The organism is Nocardioides sp. Leaf307 (assembly GCF_001423135.1).
Taxonomy (GTDB): Bacteria; Actinomycetota; Actinomycetes; order Propionibacteriales; family Nocardioidaceae; genus Nocardioides; species Nocardioides kribbensis.
In genome coordinates, this window is record NZ_LMNY01000004.1 from 1 (window position 1) to 14,912 (window position 14,912).

12 protein-coding genes and 1 pseudogene are annotated in these 14,912 nt (G+C 72.1%); 7 read left to right on the forward strand and 6 right to left on the reverse strand.

What is annotated here, in order from left to right; translation table 11 throughout:
* The first annotated feature begins 585 nt into the window (after nt 1–585).
* Nucleotides 586–2,313, forward strand: a complete 1,728-nt coding sequence (locus tag ASF50_RS18150) for an AIPR family protein (protein ID WP_056905474.1) — start codon at nt 586–588, stop codon at nt 2,311–2,313.
* A 269-nt stretch (nt 2,314–2,582) separates the two neighbouring features.
* Nucleotides 2,583–3,326: an SDR family NAD(P)-dependent oxidoreductase gene (locus ASF50_RS18155; RefSeq protein WP_056905475.1), complete on the forward strand. Its 744-nt coding sequence runs from the start codon at nt 2,583–2,585 to the stop codon at nt 3,324–3,326.
* Nucleotides 3,327–3,353: 27 nt separating this feature from the next.
* Here the strand turns inward: ASF50_RS18155 and ASF50_RS18160 are convergent, their stop codons facing one another.
* Entirely contained in the window at nt 3,354–4,526 is a 1,173-nt protein-coding gene (locus ASF50_RS18160; protein WP_056905476.1) for a saccharopine dehydrogenase family protein, read from the reverse strand.
* A 163-nt stretch (nt 4,527–4,689) separates the two neighbouring features.
* On the opposite strand from ASF50_RS18160, the gene ASF50_RS18165 reads away from it, so the two are divergent.
* The 3 genes from ASF50_RS18165 to ASF50_RS18175 are packed head-to-tail and all read left to right on the forward strand — an operon-like array spanning nt 4,690 to nt 7,858.
* Nucleotides 4,690–6,678, forward strand: a complete 1,989-nt coding sequence (locus tag ASF50_RS18165) for a beta-propeller domain-containing protein (RefSeq protein WP_156718397.1) — start codon at nt 4,690–4,692, stop codon at nt 6,676–6,678.
* Nucleotides 6,679–6,698: 20 nt separating this feature from the next.
* Nucleotides 6,699–6,968: a DUF2277 domain-containing protein gene (locus tag ASF50_RS18170; protein ID WP_056865708.1), complete on the forward strand. Its 270-nt coding sequence runs from the start codon at nt 6,699–6,701 to the stop codon at nt 6,966–6,968.
* Nucleotides 6,965–7,858, forward strand: coding sequence for an NAD-dependent protein deacetylase (locus ASF50_RS18175; RefSeq protein WP_082503378.1), 894 nt, complete (start codon nt 6,965–6,967; stop codon nt 7,856–7,858). Before ASF50_RS18170 ends, ASF50_RS18175 begins: the two co-directional genes overlap by 4 nt.
* A 36-nt stretch (nt 7,859–7,894) precedes the next feature.
* Here the strand turns inward: ASF50_RS18175 and ASF50_RS18180 are convergent, their stop codons facing one another.
* Nucleotides 7,895–8,278: a hypothetical protein gene (locus ASF50_RS18180; protein WP_156698073.1), complete on the reverse strand. Its 384-nt coding sequence runs from the start codon at nt 8,276–8,278 to the stop codon at nt 7,895–7,897.
* Between the two features lie 255 nt (nt 8,279–8,533).
* A complete protein-coding gene (locus ASF50_RS18185) occupies nt 8,534–9,220 on the reverse strand; it encodes a metal-dependent transcriptional regulator (protein ID WP_056865706.1) in 687 nt (228 codons plus the stop codon).
* Nucleotides 9,221–9,327: 107 nt separating this feature from the next.
* Here ASF50_RS18185 and ASF50_RS18190 point away from each other — a divergent pair, with 107 nt between their 5' ends.
* Both ASF50_RS18190 and ASF50_RS18195 read left to right on the forward strand, forming a co-directional pair.
* Entirely contained in the window at nt 9,328–10,686 is a 1,359-nt protein-coding gene (locus ASF50_RS18190) for a cryptochrome/photolyase family protein (protein WP_235557747.1), read from the forward strand.
* A gap of 68 nt (nt 10,687–10,754) precedes the next feature.
* Nucleotides 10,755–12,377 (forward strand): alpha-amylase family glycosyl hydrolase, encoded by a 1,623-nt coding sequence (locus tag ASF50_RS18195; RefSeq protein WP_056865704.1) that lies wholly within the window; start codon nt 10,755–10,757, stop codon nt 12,375–12,377.
* A gap of 96 nt (nt 12,378–12,473) precedes the next feature.
* Here ASF50_RS18195 and ASF50_RS18200 read toward each other — a convergent pair whose 3' ends face one another.
* The 3 genes and pseudogenes from ASF50_RS18200 to ASF50_RS19340 form a co-directional block, all read right to left on the reverse strand.
* Entirely contained in the window at nt 12,474–12,926 is a 453-nt protein-coding gene (locus ASF50_RS18200) for a MarR family winged helix-turn-helix transcriptional regulator (protein WP_228941182.1), read from the reverse strand.
* Nucleotides 12,926–14,545: an MDR family MFS transporter gene (locus ASF50_RS18205; RefSeq protein ID WP_082503379.1), complete on the reverse strand. Its 1,620-nt coding sequence runs from the start codon at nt 14,543–14,545 to the stop codon at nt 12,926–12,928. Before ASF50_RS18205 ends, ASF50_RS18200 begins: the two co-directional genes overlap by 1 nt.
* A gap of 184 nt (nt 14,546–14,729) precedes the next feature.
* Nucleotides 14,730–14,912 (reverse strand): annotated as a pseudogene (locus tag ASF50_RS19340) (chemotaxis protein); the annotation flags it as partial.

Here is a 14,912-nt window from a genome sequence, read left to right on the forward strand (position 1 = left end):
CGGGCTTGCGGGTGGCGGGCTTGCGGGTGGCGGGCTTGCGGGTGGCGGGCTTGCGGGTGGCGGGCTTGCGGGTGGCGGGCTTGCGGGTGGCGGTGGCGGTGGCGGTGGTGGACATGCTGACCTCCTGGCCTGTCGTGGGACCCGCTGTCGGGCCCCCGGAGAGACCAAGGTGCAGAAGATCGCGGCGAATGTTCAGAGCGAATCTGGGACCCGTCGGCCCGTCTCGGCGACCACCTGGGGAGACGGTCGCTGAGAAAGTTCGCTGCGCCTGCCCGAGCCGGGCCAGATCACCGAGTGCGGCCTGCCTGCCGGTGCACCAGCGGCGCGCGTTCTGCCCGCCGTCTGCGCGCGCGTGGCGGTGCCCGCGGGGAGAGCGCGGGAAAGGTACAGGAAGGGGCGGGCAGCGGGCGCGTGGTGGTCGTTTGCGTGGTCGAATGGCGAGCTGTCGGAGCGTCTGCGCAGGTCAGCGGCGGTCCGACCGTCTACTGTCTAGGCCGAGTCTGTCCGGAACAGGTTCAGGCGGGCCAGCCCGGACGCACGCGGCTTCACCTACGCAGTCGGCACGGCTAGCCGAAAGGAAGAACTGTGGATCAGATCGTCAAGTCGCTTACGAGCACGTTCGCCCAAGAACAGGGCATTACGGCCCTGGAAGAGTCAGTTCAGTTCGAAGCCTTCGTAGCGAACGCCACTTTGAGCGCTTTCTACGATGAGGAGTTCAACCCGCTCGACTTCGTGATCGGCGCGGGCGGCGATCTGGGCGTCGATATCGCTGCAATTGTCATCAACGGCGATTTACTTCTTGATGCCGTCGACGTTGAGCAGGCCGTCAGCGCTTCGAAGCAACTTGATGTGAAGTTCATCTTCATCCAGGCAAAGAGGCCTGAGTCATTCACTGCGGCCGTCTTTACCGACCTCGCGGACAACCTACGACACCTGATCAAAGATGACACTTTAAGGTATCCGGCAAATGCAGATGTCGTGAACTTGAGAGAGGCAATAAAGCACGTATTCGCCGATCTGTCGAAATTCACGAATGGGCTCCCTACTGTCATTGTCAGGTACGCGACGACAGGCGTTGTAGGTGACGCACTTCTGGAGGAGAAGCGACAGTCGGCGATCAAGGTCCTTGACGACACCAACTACTTCGACAAGGTCGTGGTGGAGGCCGTTGGGGCGCGCCAACTGCGCGACCAGCATCAGGCTTCGACGTCCGCAGTCACAGCGCAGTTCAGCATGGACAAGCGGCTCACCCTGCCCAAGATGCCGGGCGTAAACCAAGCCTTCATCGGCGTTCTTGCCGCCAAAGACCTCGTCGCGATGATCACAGATGGCTCCGGCGGCATCCGCAAAAGCCTCTTTTTCGACAACGTCCGAGACTTCCAAGACTTCAACCCTGTCAACCAGGAGATCCTGGCGTCACTGAACGACACTACTCGGAAGAGTCAGTTCTCAGTCCTGAACAACGGCGTGACGATCGTGACCCGTTCGTTGACTCCAGCAGGCGACGAGTTCTCCATCAGCGATTTCCAGATTGTGAATGGCTGTCAGACGTGCCACGTGCTTTTTCACGCGAAGGATCAGTTGAACGACGACGTCCATGTGAGCCTACGCCTCATTCAATCTCAAGACGAAGATGTCATTGCCGGCATCACTGCCGCCACAAATCGGCAAACTGCAGTATCGGACGACGATCTCGAGGCTAGGGAGCAGTACCACAAAGATCTTGAGGCCCTGTTTACAACGTTTCCTGCAGGGCAAGAATTGCATTATGAACGAAGGTCGAAGCAATACGCAGGACAGGAAATCGAGCGCACACGAATCCTGACTCGCTCTCAGCTTGTGCGAACGTACGCCTCAATGTTCCTGGATGAGCCAGCGCGAGCTGGGCGGTATGTTCGAGAACTGAGGGAGACGCGCAAGAACGATCTTTTCAACCCATCGACAAATACCCTCGCCTACTATGCGAGCGCGGCCGCCTACTACCGCATCGAGTGGCTGCTCAGAAACAAGCGGTTAGACCGTAAGTACTCCCCAGCCAGGTACCAACTCCTAGCCGCGCTGAAGTTGCGAGTCCTTGGTGACAAGCCGTTGCCCCAAGGCGACCGAAAGTCAAAGACCGAGCTAGACAAGCTCCTCAAGGTCGTCTGGGACGCACAGGCGTCCGAGCAACTAGTGAACGAGCTTCTGCCGGCATTGGATAAGGCCGTCGAAGCGGAGACTCCAGGAGTCGCCCTGAATCGCGATACCGTCCGAACGCGTTCCTTCACGGATCGGTTCAAGGCACAGGTTCTAGCGCTCCCACCGCGCGCCTAACTGGCTAAGACCACGAATCGACCACCTGTAGGCCGTGGTCGGGCATGGTCAGGCGTGGTCAGCGCCTCACCTGGATTCGGGCCTCGAGCTGCCGAAACACCGCCTGACCTGGGCAAACGCTCAGACCACGGCTCGCCTTCCTAAGCGAAAGGTCGCAAGTTCGACTCTTGCCTGGGGCACCCACGGCTCGCGCGGTCGGCGGTCCACACGACCGGCCGTCCGGCCACGACGTCGCGCCGTGCTGGCAGCGGCGACCTAGGCTCGGGCGCATGGACCTGGGACTCTCGGGCGCCCGCGCGCTCGTCACCGGCGGCAACCGCGGCATCGGCCTGGCGACGGCGCGTCGCCTCAGCGCGGAGGGGGCGCGGGTGGCGCTGCTGGCCCGCGACGGCGAGGCGCTGGAGCGGGCCGCGGCCTCGATCGAGGGGGCGGTGACGGTGCAGGCCGACACCACCGACGACACCGCCGTGCGGGCCGCGGTGGAGCGCGCCGCGGACGAGCTCGGCGGCCTCGACGTGGTGGTCAACGCCGCCGCTCCGCGGGCCAGCGGCGGGCGCACCCCGGGGCTGGCCGGCCTCGACGACGCGGAGTTCCTGGTGGAGATGGACACCAAGGCGCTGGGCTACGCCCGCGTCGTGCGCGCGGCCTCGGCGTACTTGCTCGACGGGGGCGGGCGGATCGTCAACGTCTCCGGCATGAACGCCCGCAAGACCGGCTCGATCACCGGCTCCGTGCGCAACATCGCGGTCGTGGCGCTCACCAAGAACCTCGCCGACGAGCTCGGGCCGCAGGGCGTCAGCGCCGTGTGCGTGCACCCCGGCCTCACCGTCACCGAGCGCAACGCCGACGACGGCGACTACCTGGTCAAGGCCGCCGACAACGCCCTGGGGCGTGCGATCACCGCCGACGAGGTGGCGACGGCGGTGACGTTCCTCTGCTCGCCCCACGCCGCGATCGTCAACGGCGGCGTGGTCACCCTCGACGGGGGCCGACCCGGGTCGCTGTGGGCCTAGGCGCCGACGTACCCGCCCAGGCGGGGCTCAGGCCACGACCTCGAAGGTGAGGCCGGCGGCGACCAGCCGCGCGATGAGCGCGTCACCCATCGCCTGGGCCGTGGTGACGCAGCCGGCGGTGGCGGGCAGCTCGTCGAGCACCAGGCACAACGCCGACTCGGCGAGCATCTTCGCGGTCTCGGAGTAGCCCGGGTCGCCGCCGGACACGCGGGTGTGGATCGAGCGTCCCTCGCTCTCCGCGACGAAGTCGACGGTGAACCACGACCGCGCACGGCGGCTCTCGTCGGGGCCCTCGCCCTGCTTGATCCGGCCGAGGAGCGCGTTGCGCAGCGGGCGCACCTGGGCGGCCAGGCCGATCGCGGAGACGCCGAGCGCCCCGCCGGCGGCGTAGCGCAGCGTCTTGGTGCCGGCGAAGTGGGAGTAGCGGAACTCCGGCCCGTAGGCCTCCAGCGCCGCCCCGCTGCGCGCGACGACCTGGGGGTCGATGGTGGGCATCGGCAGCAGCCACAGACCGAGGGCCTTGTCGCGGTGGGGCTTGCCGGCGACCGCGCGCGAGGAGCGGCCCTCGGGTCGCGGCTCGGCACGGCGGCGGGCCTTGAGGGCCTCGCTCATCTGCTTGGCCCGGGCGAAGGCGCCGATGGCGGAGTGGAAGGTGCCGCCCGAGACCATGCCGCTGGCGCGGACCACGCCCCGCATGGCCACCGGACCGCTGGCCCGCAGCTGCTGCACCGTGTAGAGCGCACCGAGGTCGTGCGGGATCGAGTCGAAGCCGCAGGCGTGCACGATCCGGGCACCGGTGCGGGCAGCCGTGGCGTGGTGGGCGACGTACATGCGGTCGACGAACTCCGGCTCGCCGGTCAGGTCGACGTAGTCGGTGCCGGCCTCGGCGCAGGCGCGCACCAGCGGCTCGCCGTGCTGGAGGTAGGGCCCGACGGTGGTGACGACGACCTTCGTGCGTGCCGCCAGGTCGGCCAGGCCCGCGGCGTCGGTGGCGTCGGCCTCGAGGAGCGGCAGGTCGGCGAGGGCGGGGTCGATCCTGACCAGGCGGGCGCGCACGCGCTCGAGCTTGTCGCGGCTGCGACCCACCAGGGCCCAGCGCAGCCCGGTGGGCGCGGTGCGGGCGAGGTACTCGGCGGTGAGGCCCCCGGTGAAGCCGGTGGCGCCGAAGAGGACGAGGTCGAGCTCGCGGGAGTCGGGCATGCCCGTCATCCTCGCACCGCGCCGTCGCCGGGAACCAGCGCGGGCCACCCGCCGTCACAGCCCCGTGCCCGCCACCCCCACGCACCGCCTCCTCCGCCCCGTCGTCGCGCCCCGTCGGGCCCGCGCCGGGCGGCCCGGCCCCCCGGTCGCGACGCTGCTCGCCGTGCTGCTCACCGGCGCGCTCGCGGCCGGGTGCGGCGCAGCGCCGGCGGACGACGGGCCCGCCGCCGGCCCGGCCGGCCCCGCCCTCGGGACCGCCGGCCTCCGAACCACCGGCGACGGGACCGCACAGGCCACCTGGCTCGGCGGCGACCTGGCACCCGCCGACTCGTGCGCCGACCTCGCAGCGGCGTACGCCGACCTGGGCGAGGACCTCGTCGGCCCCCACGGCTGGGAGGACCCGTACTTCTTCCTCGACTCCCCCTTCTTCGCGGCGCGGGGCGGCGCGCCGGAGCTCGCCGCGTCGGACCGGGTGGCGAGCGGCCCCACCGCGGGCATGACCCGGGCCGACCCCAGCGCCACCGGCACCACGGTGCAGGAGGCCGGCGTCGACGAGCCCGACACGGTCAAGACCGAGGGCTCCCGGCTGGTGCGCGTGACCGGCGGCACGCTGAGCACCCACGACGTGGGCGGCGCGCAGGTCGTCGGGCTCGGCTCGCTCGACCTGACCGCGACGTCGCTGGTCGACCCCGAGCTGCTGCTGGTGGGCGACACCGTCGTGGTCGTGGGCCGCGACCGGGCCGCGGCGACCACCCCGCGGATCGCCGGCACGCCGGCCTCGACCTCGACCGCGCCCTCGACCAGGGTCCTGACCGTCGACGTCTCCGACCCGACCGACCCGCGGGTGACCGCGTCGACGGCGTACGACGCGGGGCTCGTGCGGGCGGTGCAGCACGGCACGGTGGTGCGGCTCGTGCTGTCCTCCGGCCTGCCCGACCTGCCCTTCACCACGCCGCGCCGCGCGGGCGGGAGCACCGCGGCCACCCTGGCCAACCGCGGGGTCGTGCGCGCCGCCACCGCGGCCGACTGGCTGCCCGGGGCCACCGTGGACGACCTGACGGCCGACGGCGCGTCGACCACCGCGCCCGCCGTGACCTGCGACGACGTCGCCGTGCCGTCGCAGGAGGCCGGTCTCGGCACGCTGGCGGTGCTCGGCCTCGACGCGTCCACCCCGGAGTCGGCGGCGCGGAGCCTGGTCGACCCGAGCGGCTCCGGCCTGCTGGTCGACACCGACCTCGCCTACGCCTCCGCCGAGCGGCTCTACGTCGCCACCGCCCCCGCCTGGGCGGGCTGGGACCCCACCGGCGCGACCGGCACCGGGCTCACCACGGTGCACGAGCTCGACCTCGAGGGCGTCTCCACCTCCTACGTCGCCTCCGGTGAGGTGCTCGGCACGCTCGCCGACCGGTGGGCCATGGACGAGGCCGACGGGGTGCTCCGCCTGGCCCTCGGCCCCGGTGCCGGCACCGGGCCGGCCAACGCCGTGGCCACCCTGCGCCGCGACGGCGACCGGCTCGTCGAGGCGGGCCGGGTCGACGGGCTGGGCCGCTTCGAGAGCATCGAGTCGGTGAGGTGGTTCGACGACCTCGCGATCGTGGTGACCTTCCGCCGGGTCGACCCGCTCCACACCGTCGACCTCTCCGACCCCGACCGGCCGCGGCTGCTCGGGACCCTGACGGTGCCCGGGTTCTCCGCCCACCTCCACCCGCTCGGGCCGCGCCGGCTGCTGGGGATCGGCGAGGGGCCCGACCGCGGCGCGTGGGGTGCACAGGTCGGTCTCTTCGACCTGGGCGACCTCGCGGACCCCCGCCCCCTGGGCGTCCACCACTTCGCCGCCGGCACCACGCTGGGCGCGTCGGTCGACCCGCGGCAGCTGACCTGGCTGCCCGGCGCCCGGACCGCGCTGAGCGTGGTCTACGGACCGGGTCGCACCCGACCGCACCTGGCCGTGGTGTCGCTCACCGACGGTCGCGTCTCGGCCCGCACCCTGCCCCTGCCGCGTGGCACCGAGGCCCGCGGCGTGCGCACGGTGCTGCTGGCCGACCGCCGGGTCGTGCTGCTCACCGACCGGTCCACGACCCTGCTCGACGCGGCCCGGCCCACCCCCGTGCCCGATCCGGCGCCGGGCTCCGAGCAGCCGCCGGCCCGCTGAGGGCGGCGTAGGCTCGTCGCATGTGCCGCAACATCCGCCAGCTCCACAACTTCGAGCCGCCGGCCACGCGAGACGAGGTCACGGCGGCGGCGCTGCAGTACGTGCGCAAGGTGAGCGGCAGCTCCAAGCCCTCGCAGGCCAACCAGGAGGCCTTCGACCGCGCCGTGCGCGAGATCGCCCACCTGACCCAGCACCTCCTCGACGACCTCGTGACCGCCGCGCCGCCCAAGGACCGCGAGGTCGAGGCGGCCAAGGCGCGTGCGCGGGCCGAGGTGAGGTACGCCCGGTGAGCCTGCTGCCCACCCGCTCCCCCGCCGCGACCTCCCCGTCGCAGCAGCGCGACCCCGACGCGACCGCCCACGACCCGGCCACCCGTGCCGCCGCCCTCGACCTGCTCGCGGACCGCGACCTCGTCGTGCTGACCGGCGCCGGGCTCTCCACCGACTCCGGGATCCCCGACTACCGCGGGCCGCAGGCGCCGACCCGCACCCCGATGACCTACCAGGAGTTCGTGGCCACCCCCGAGGCTCGCCGCCGCTACTGGGCCCGCAGCCACCTGGGCTGGGGCCGGATGCGTCATGCCGACCCCAACACCGGGCACCGCGCGCTCGTCGAGGTCGACCCCGACCTGCTGATCACCCAGAACGTCGACGGACTGCACGAGCGCGCGGGCAGCCCGCGCCTGGTGGCCCTGCACGGACGGATCGCCGACGTGGTCTGCCTGGGCTGCCGCCGCACGACCTCGCGCGCGGCGCTGCACGAGCGGCTCAGCGCCCTCAACCCCGACTTCGGCGCAGGGCACGACGACGCCGAGACCCGGCCCGACGGCGACGTCGAGCTCGAGGCGTCGCTCACGGAGTCCTTCGTGGTGCCCGACTGCGACTGCGGCGGCATCCTGAAGCCCGACGTGGTGTTCTTCGGCGAGAACGTGCCGGCCCCGCGGGTGCAGCGCTGCTACGACGCCGTCGACGCACTGGGCGCGGGAGGTGCGCTGCTGGTCGTCGGGTCGAGCCTGACGGTGATGAGCGGCTTCCGGTTCGTGCGCCGGGCGGCGCGCGCCGGCACCCCGGTGGTCGTGGTCAACCGTGGCGCCACGCGCGGCGACGCGCTCGCGACGTACGCCGTGGAGGCCGGGTGCTCGGGCTTCCTGGCCGACCTCGCCGCGCGGCGCGTCGGCTGAGTCCCGGGCCGGACCCGGGTCGGGTCCTGCGACCGGTCAGTCGCGGCGGTCGCGGTCGCGCAGGTCGCCCAGCAGGTCGAGCAGGGACTGCACCGACTCGCCCGACCCGGCGGCGGGGCCGCGCGGCGCGAGGCCGTCGCCCTGCTCGAGGCGCTCCCAGGCCAGCTCGGGGGGCATCCGCACGCCGCGGCGCAGGACGTAGCGGGTGTCGGCCAGGTCGAACTCCAGGTCGACCACGCGGGCGCTGAGGAACTCGCCGTCGGCGGTGAGCACGACGACCTCCTCGTCGATCTCCAGGCCGCGCGTGAGGCGCGTGCCGACGTGGCTGACCACGATGTCTCCCTCGAGCACACCGAGCTCGAGCGCCGTCGCCGGCACCTCCACGAGCTCCATCTCGAGCACTCCCCTCGCCATGCTCATGGCGACCTCCCTCAGGTCCAGGTACGTGCGTGTGCAGGGACAACGAGGGGGGACGCCGGCGGTCACGGCGCACCGCACCGGTCTGGACCAGTGCTCCGAGAGTCGTGCGTCGAGCACCATCATGCCCGCCCGCCCCTGAGAGCGCCGCGATTTCGGTCACCCGACACCGCACGTGGTGCGCGTTCCGCAGCACAGGGGTAAAGCAACGGGCCATCCCCGCAGTGCGGGGACGGCCCGGTCGGCGACGGCCGAGGCTCAGAGGCGCTTGACGAAGATGTGGTCGGCGGCGTCGAGGACGATCTCGGCGGTCTCGCCACCGGACCCGACCAGCACGCCCTCGCCGGTCTGCACCACCGTGACGGTCTTGTCGGGCAGGGCGCCGACCCGGCGCAGGGCGCTCATCAGCGCCTCGTCCTTCTGCATCTCCTCCGAGATGCGCCGCACGAGCACCCGGCCCTCCTCGGCCGAGGCGACGTCGGCCAGCGACTCGACCCCGGCCATGAACTCCTCCCCGACCCGGCTCTGGCCCAGCTCCTCCAGGCCCGGGATGGGGTTGCCGTAGGGCGACTCGGTCGGGTGGTCGAGCAGCTCCAGCAGCCGGCGCTCCACGGTCTCCGACATGACGTGCTCCCAGCGGCAGGCCTCCTCGTGCACCAGCTCCCAGTCGAGGCCGATCACGTCGATGAGCAGCCGCTCGGCGAGGCGGTGCTTGCGCATGACGCGGGTGGCGAGCCGGTCACCCTCCTCGGTCAGCTCGAGGTGCCGGTCGCCCTGCACCGTCAGCAAGCCGTCGCGCTCCATGCGCGCCACCGTCTGCGAGACCGTGGGGCCGCTCTGGTGCAGCCGCTCGGCGATCCGCGCGCGCAGCGGGACGATGCCCTCCTCGACGAGCTCGTAGATCGTGCGCAGGTACATCTCGGTGGTGTCGATGAGGTCGCTCACACCCCCATTGTCCCCCATCGCGCGACTCGTCCCGACCGGCGCCCGGCGTGGCGGAACGGGACCGGAGGGGGGAGGCCGCGGCGACGCGGTGGTGGCAGGGTCGCCGGGTGGCTGACTCGACGACCTCCGTGATGTGGTTCCGCCGCGACCTGCGCCTGGGCGACAACCCCGCGCTGCTCGAGGCCGCCTCCGACGGGGCGGTGCTGCCGCTCTTCGTGCTCGACCCCCACCTGTGGGACCCGGCCGGGCCGAGCCGCCGCGCCTACCTCGGCGCCTCGCTGCGCGCCCTCGACGCGCAGCTGCGGCAGCGGCACACGCGGCTGTCGGTGGTGCGTGGCGACCCGGTGCGCCGGGTGGTGCTGGCCGCGAAGGCGGTCGGCGCACGGCGCGTGCACGTCGCGGCCGACTTCGGGCCCTACGGCCGCGAGCGCGACGAGCGGGTGGAGGAGGCGCTCGGCGAGGCCGGGATCGAGCTGGTGCGCACGGGCTCGCCGTACGCCGTGGCGCCGGGTCGGGTCGTCAACGGCTCCGGCAAGGCCTACCAGGTGTTCACCCCCTTCTCCCGTGCCTGGAACGACCACGGCTGGCGGGCGCCGGTCGACCCGCCGTCGGGCGGGAGCTGGGTCGAGCTCGAGGACGGCACCACCGACGTGCCCGACCCCGACCTCCCCGCCGGGCTCGAGCTGCCCGAGGCCGGCGAGAGGGCCGCGCGCGCCCGCTGGGAGGAGTTCCTGGACCGCGTCGACGACTACGACGACGACCGCGACCGCCCCGGGGTGGAGGGCACCAGCCGGATGTCGGTGCACCTCAAGTACGGCGAGGTCCACCCGCGCACGCTGCTGGCCGACCTGGCGCAGCGCCGCTCGCGGGGCGCGGCGACCTACCGCACCGAGCTGGCGTGGCGCGAGTTCTACGCCGACGTGCTGGCGCGGCGCCCCGAGACGGCGCGCGACTACCTCAAGCCGGAGTACGCCCGGATGGCCTACGACTCCCCCGGCGAGCAGCTCGCCGCCTGGCAGGAGGGCCGCACGGGCTTCCCGATCGTCGACGCCGGCATGCGCCAGCTGCTGGCGACCGGGTGGATGCACAACCGGGTGCGGATGATCACCGCGAGCTTCCTGGTCAAGGACCTGCACCTGGAGTGGCAGCTGGGCGCCGGCCACTTCCTGCACTGGCTGGTCGACGGCGACCTGGCCAGCAACAACCACGGCTGGCAGTGGACCGCCGGCAGCGGCACCGACGCCTCGCCCTTCTTCCGGGTCTTCAACCCCACGACCCAGGGCCGCAAGTTCGACCCCGAGGCCGCCTACGTGCGTCGCTGGGTGCCGGAGCTGGCCGAGGCCGCCGACCCGCACGAGCCGTCCTCGCAGGACCGGGAGGCGGCCGGCTACCCCGAGCCGATCGTCGACCACAAGGCGGAGCGGCTGGAGGCGCTGGACCGCTACGCGGCGATCAAGGACCGCTGACACGAGGCCGTCCGGCCCGGCCCGCGAGGGCTGGGCAGGGGGCCGGATCGTGTGATGGACTTGTGGGCATGACTTTGAACGATCCAAAGAGCCCCGAGGCCCCGGAGTGGTGGCGTCACGCCGTCATCTACCAGGTCTATCCCCGCTCGTTCGCCGACAGCGACGGCGACGGCATCGGCGACCTCCCGGGCATCACCTCGCGCCTGCCCTACCTGCGCGACCTCGGCGTCGACGCGCTGTGGATCTCGCCCTTCTACACCTCGCCGCAGAAGGACCACGGCTACGACGTGGCCGACTACCGCGACATCGACCCCCTCTTCGGGACCCTCGAGGACGCCGACCGTCTCGTCGCCACCGCGCACGAGCTCGGCCTCAAGCTGATCGTCGACCTCGTGCCCAACCACACCTCCGACGCCCACGCGTGGTTCCAGGCCGCCCTGGCCGCCGGGCCGGGCAGCGCGGAGCGCGCCCGCTACCTCTTCCGCGAGGGCAGGGGCGAGGACGGCTCGCAGCCGCCGAACAACTGGAGCTCGGTCTTCGGCGGGCCCGCCTGGACGCGGGTCGAGGACGGACAGTGGTACCTCCACCTCTTCGACTCCACCCAGCCCGACCTCGACTGGCGCAACCCCGAGGTCGGCGACATGTTCGAGGACGTCCTGCGCTTCTGGCTCGACCGTGGCGTCGACGGCTTCCGGGTCGACGTGGCCCACGGCCTGGTCAAGGAGGAGTCGCTGCGCGACCAGGTCGTCGACGAGGGCGACACCCCGGCCAGCGGCGAGATCAACCCCGAGGCGGTCTCCAGCATGGTCGAGCGGACCATGCGCGACGAGCCGATGTGGGACCAGCCCGAGGTGCACGAGGTCTACCGGCGCTGGCGCACGGTCCTCGACTCCTACGAGGGCGACCGGATGATGGTCGCCGAGGCCTGGACGCAGTCGGCCGAGTCGATGGCCCGCTTCGTGCGCCCCGACGAGATGCACCAGTCCTTCAACTTCTCCTGGCTGCTCGCCCCCTGGTCGGCCGAGGAGTTCGCCTCGGTCGTCACCGGCACCCTCGAGGCGCTCTCCGGCGTGGGTGCGAGCCCCACCTGGGTGCTGAGCAACCACGACGTCGTGCGCCACGTGACGCGCTACGGCGGCGGTGCGGTCGGCCTGGCACGGGCGCGCGCCGCCACCCTGGCCATGCTGGCGCTGCCGGGCTCGTCGTACCTCTACGAGGGCGAGGAGCTGGGCCTGGAGCAGGTCGACGTCGAGCCCGAGCACCGCCAGGACCCGTCGTGGTTCCGCACCGGCGAGGTCGGCCGCGACGGCTGCCGCGTGCCGGTGCCGTGGAGCGGCGACGCCGCCCCCTACGGCTTCGGCCCCGGCGACGCCCAGCCGTGGCTGCCGCAGCCCGACGACTGGGCCCCGCTGACGGTGGCCGCCCAGCAGGCCGACCCCGACTCGACGCTGGCGTTCTACCAGAAGGCGCTCGCGGCACGCCGTGCCTTCGCGGAGACCGCGGGCGACGAGGTCGAGCTGCTCGACCTCGGCCGCGACGTGCTCGCCTTCCGCCGCGGCCCGCTCACCGTCGTGGTCAACTGCGGCGAGACGCCGGTGACCCGCCCCGCCGGCGACGTCGTGGCCAGCAGCGGCCCGGTCTCCGACCTGCTGCCGGTCGACACCGCGGTCTGGCTCACCACCGGCGACTGAGCACCCGCCCGCCGTACGACACCGACCGGCCGCCGGTCCCGGGAGTCCCGGGCCGACGGCCGGTCGGCGGTTCGTCGGCAGACGGTCAGCGGCCGGTCAGCGGTCGGTCGGCTGGTTGAGCGCGCTGTTGTAGCGGTGGAGGACGTCGGCGAAGGCCGCCAGCTCGCTCTCGTCCCAGTCGCCGAGCCGCTCGTCGAGGAACTTGCGGCGGTGCTCCTGCACGTCGGTGAGACGGCGCACCGCCTCGTCGGTCGCGGCGACCAGGGAGGCCCGGCCGTCCTCGGGGTCGCGGGTGCGCTCCACGAGCCCCAGGTCGGCGAGGTGCTGCACCTGGCGGCTGATGGCGCCCTTGTCGATGTGGAAGGCCTCCGCCATCGACGAGGAGCGCATCGCGCCGTGGTCGGCGAGGTAGCTGAGCATGAGGTAGGAGGCCGGCTGCAGCTCCTCGTGGACGGCGAGCGCGCGCTCGCCGATCACGCGGCGGACCCGGCGGATCAGCACGCCGACCTCCTGCTCGAGCTTCATCAGGTGCTCCGTGCGCGCGGTCATCAGGACCGCAGCGTAGTGGGGTGCTCGGCGTCGGCGCGGTGGCGCCCGCCGTCGGTGAGCGCGTCCTCGAGGCCGTCGAGCGGGTCGGAGGCCCCGTCGGACCCGTCGGCCGCCTCGTCGGGCACCAGGTCGTTGGTGGTGCGCAGCGGCACCTCCTCGATGAAGAGCACGCAGACCAGGGCGAGCACCGCGAAGGGCGTGGCCACGAGGAACAGGTGGCCGAAGGACTCGCCGAAGGCCGACTGGAAGATCTCGCGCACCGGGCCGGGCAGGGTGTCCAGGTCGGGGATGGAGTGGCTCTCGGTCTCGCTGCCCCCGCTCACGCCGATGGCCGCGAGGCCGCTGGCGACCTTGTCGGCCACCTGCACGCTCAGCAGCGCACCGAGGGCCGAGACGCCGGCCGAGCCGCCGAGGGAGCGGAAGAAGGCGACGACGGAGCTGGCGGCGCCCATGTCCTTGAGCGCCACGTTGTTCTGCACCGCGAGCACGAGGTTCTGCATCGTGGCGCCCAGGCCGACGCCCAGGACGGCCATGAAGAGGCCGATGACGACCAGGCTGGTGGTGTCGTCGATGGTGCCGAGCAGGCCCAGGGCGACCACGACCAGCACCATGCCGCCGACGAGGTAGCGCTTCCACAGGCCCGTCTCGGAGATGATCCGGCCCGTGACGATGCTGGAGACGAGCAGACCGCCGACCATGGCGATCGACATCAGGCCGGCCTCGGTCGGGGTCATGCCCCGGGCGACCTGGAAGTACTGGCTGAGGTAGACGGTGGAGCCGAACATCGCCACGCCGATGAGCGTGGAGGCGACGGTCGCGAGCGCGATGGTGCGGTCCTTGAACAGGTGCAGCGGGATGATCGGCTCCGCCGCGACCCGGCCCTCGACGTAGAGGGCGGCGGCGATGACCAGGAGACCGCCCACGACCATGGCGGCGGTGGTGGCCGAGGCCCAGGCGAACTGGTTGCCGGCGAGGCTGACCCAGACCAGCAGGATGCTGACGCCGGCCATGATGAGGGTGGCGCCGAGGTAGTCGATGGAGACCTGGCGCCGCACCACGGGCAGGTGCAGGGTCTTCTGGAGCAGCACGAAGGCGAGCGCGGCGACGGGCAGACCCACGAAGAAGCAGCCGCGCCAGCCCAGGGGCGAGTCGACGATGAGGCCACCGATGAGGGGCCCGCTGACCGTGGCGAGCGCGAACGTGGCGCCGATGTAGCCGGAGTAGCGACCGCGCTCGCGCGGCGAGACCATGCTGGCGATGACGACCTGCACCAGTGCGGTGAGGCCGCCGACGCCGAGGCCCTGGATGACACGGGAGCCGATCAGCACCTCCATCGACGGCGCGAAGGCGGCGATGAGCGAGCCGATCGAGTAGATCACCAGCGCGAGCTGCACCAGCAGCTTCTTGCTGAACAGGTCGGCCAGCTTGCCCCAGATCGGGGTGGTGGCGGTCATGGCCAGCAGCGTGGCGACGACGACCCAGGTGTAACCGGTCTGGCTGCCGTCGAGGTCGGCGACGATGGTCGGCAGGGCGTTGGTGACCACCGTGCTCGACAGCATCGCCACGAACATCGCCAGCAGCAGGCCACTCATGGCCTCCAGGATCTGGCGGTGCGTCATCGGCGCGTCCGCCACGGGCGGGTCCGCCGGAGGGGCCGGGGTGGACGGGGACGTCTGGGTCACGGGGTCTGCTCGCTTCACGACGGGTAGAAGGTTGTCGAGAGCAACGGTATTCCCGACCGTTGCCCCCGACAACCATTCTCCCTGTGGGTCGGGTCACGCCGACCCCGGTGACGCCTCCCCCTCAGACCTGGAAGCGGGCCACGAGGGCTTTGAGCTCGGTGGCCATGGTGGCCAGGGCGGTGGCGGATTCGAGGGTGTTGTGGGCGCCGTGGCGGGTGTCGTCGGCGGCGGAGGCGACTTGGGCGATGTCGTCGGCGATGCCGTTGGCGCCGCCGGCGGCTTCGGTGACGGAGCGGGCGATCTC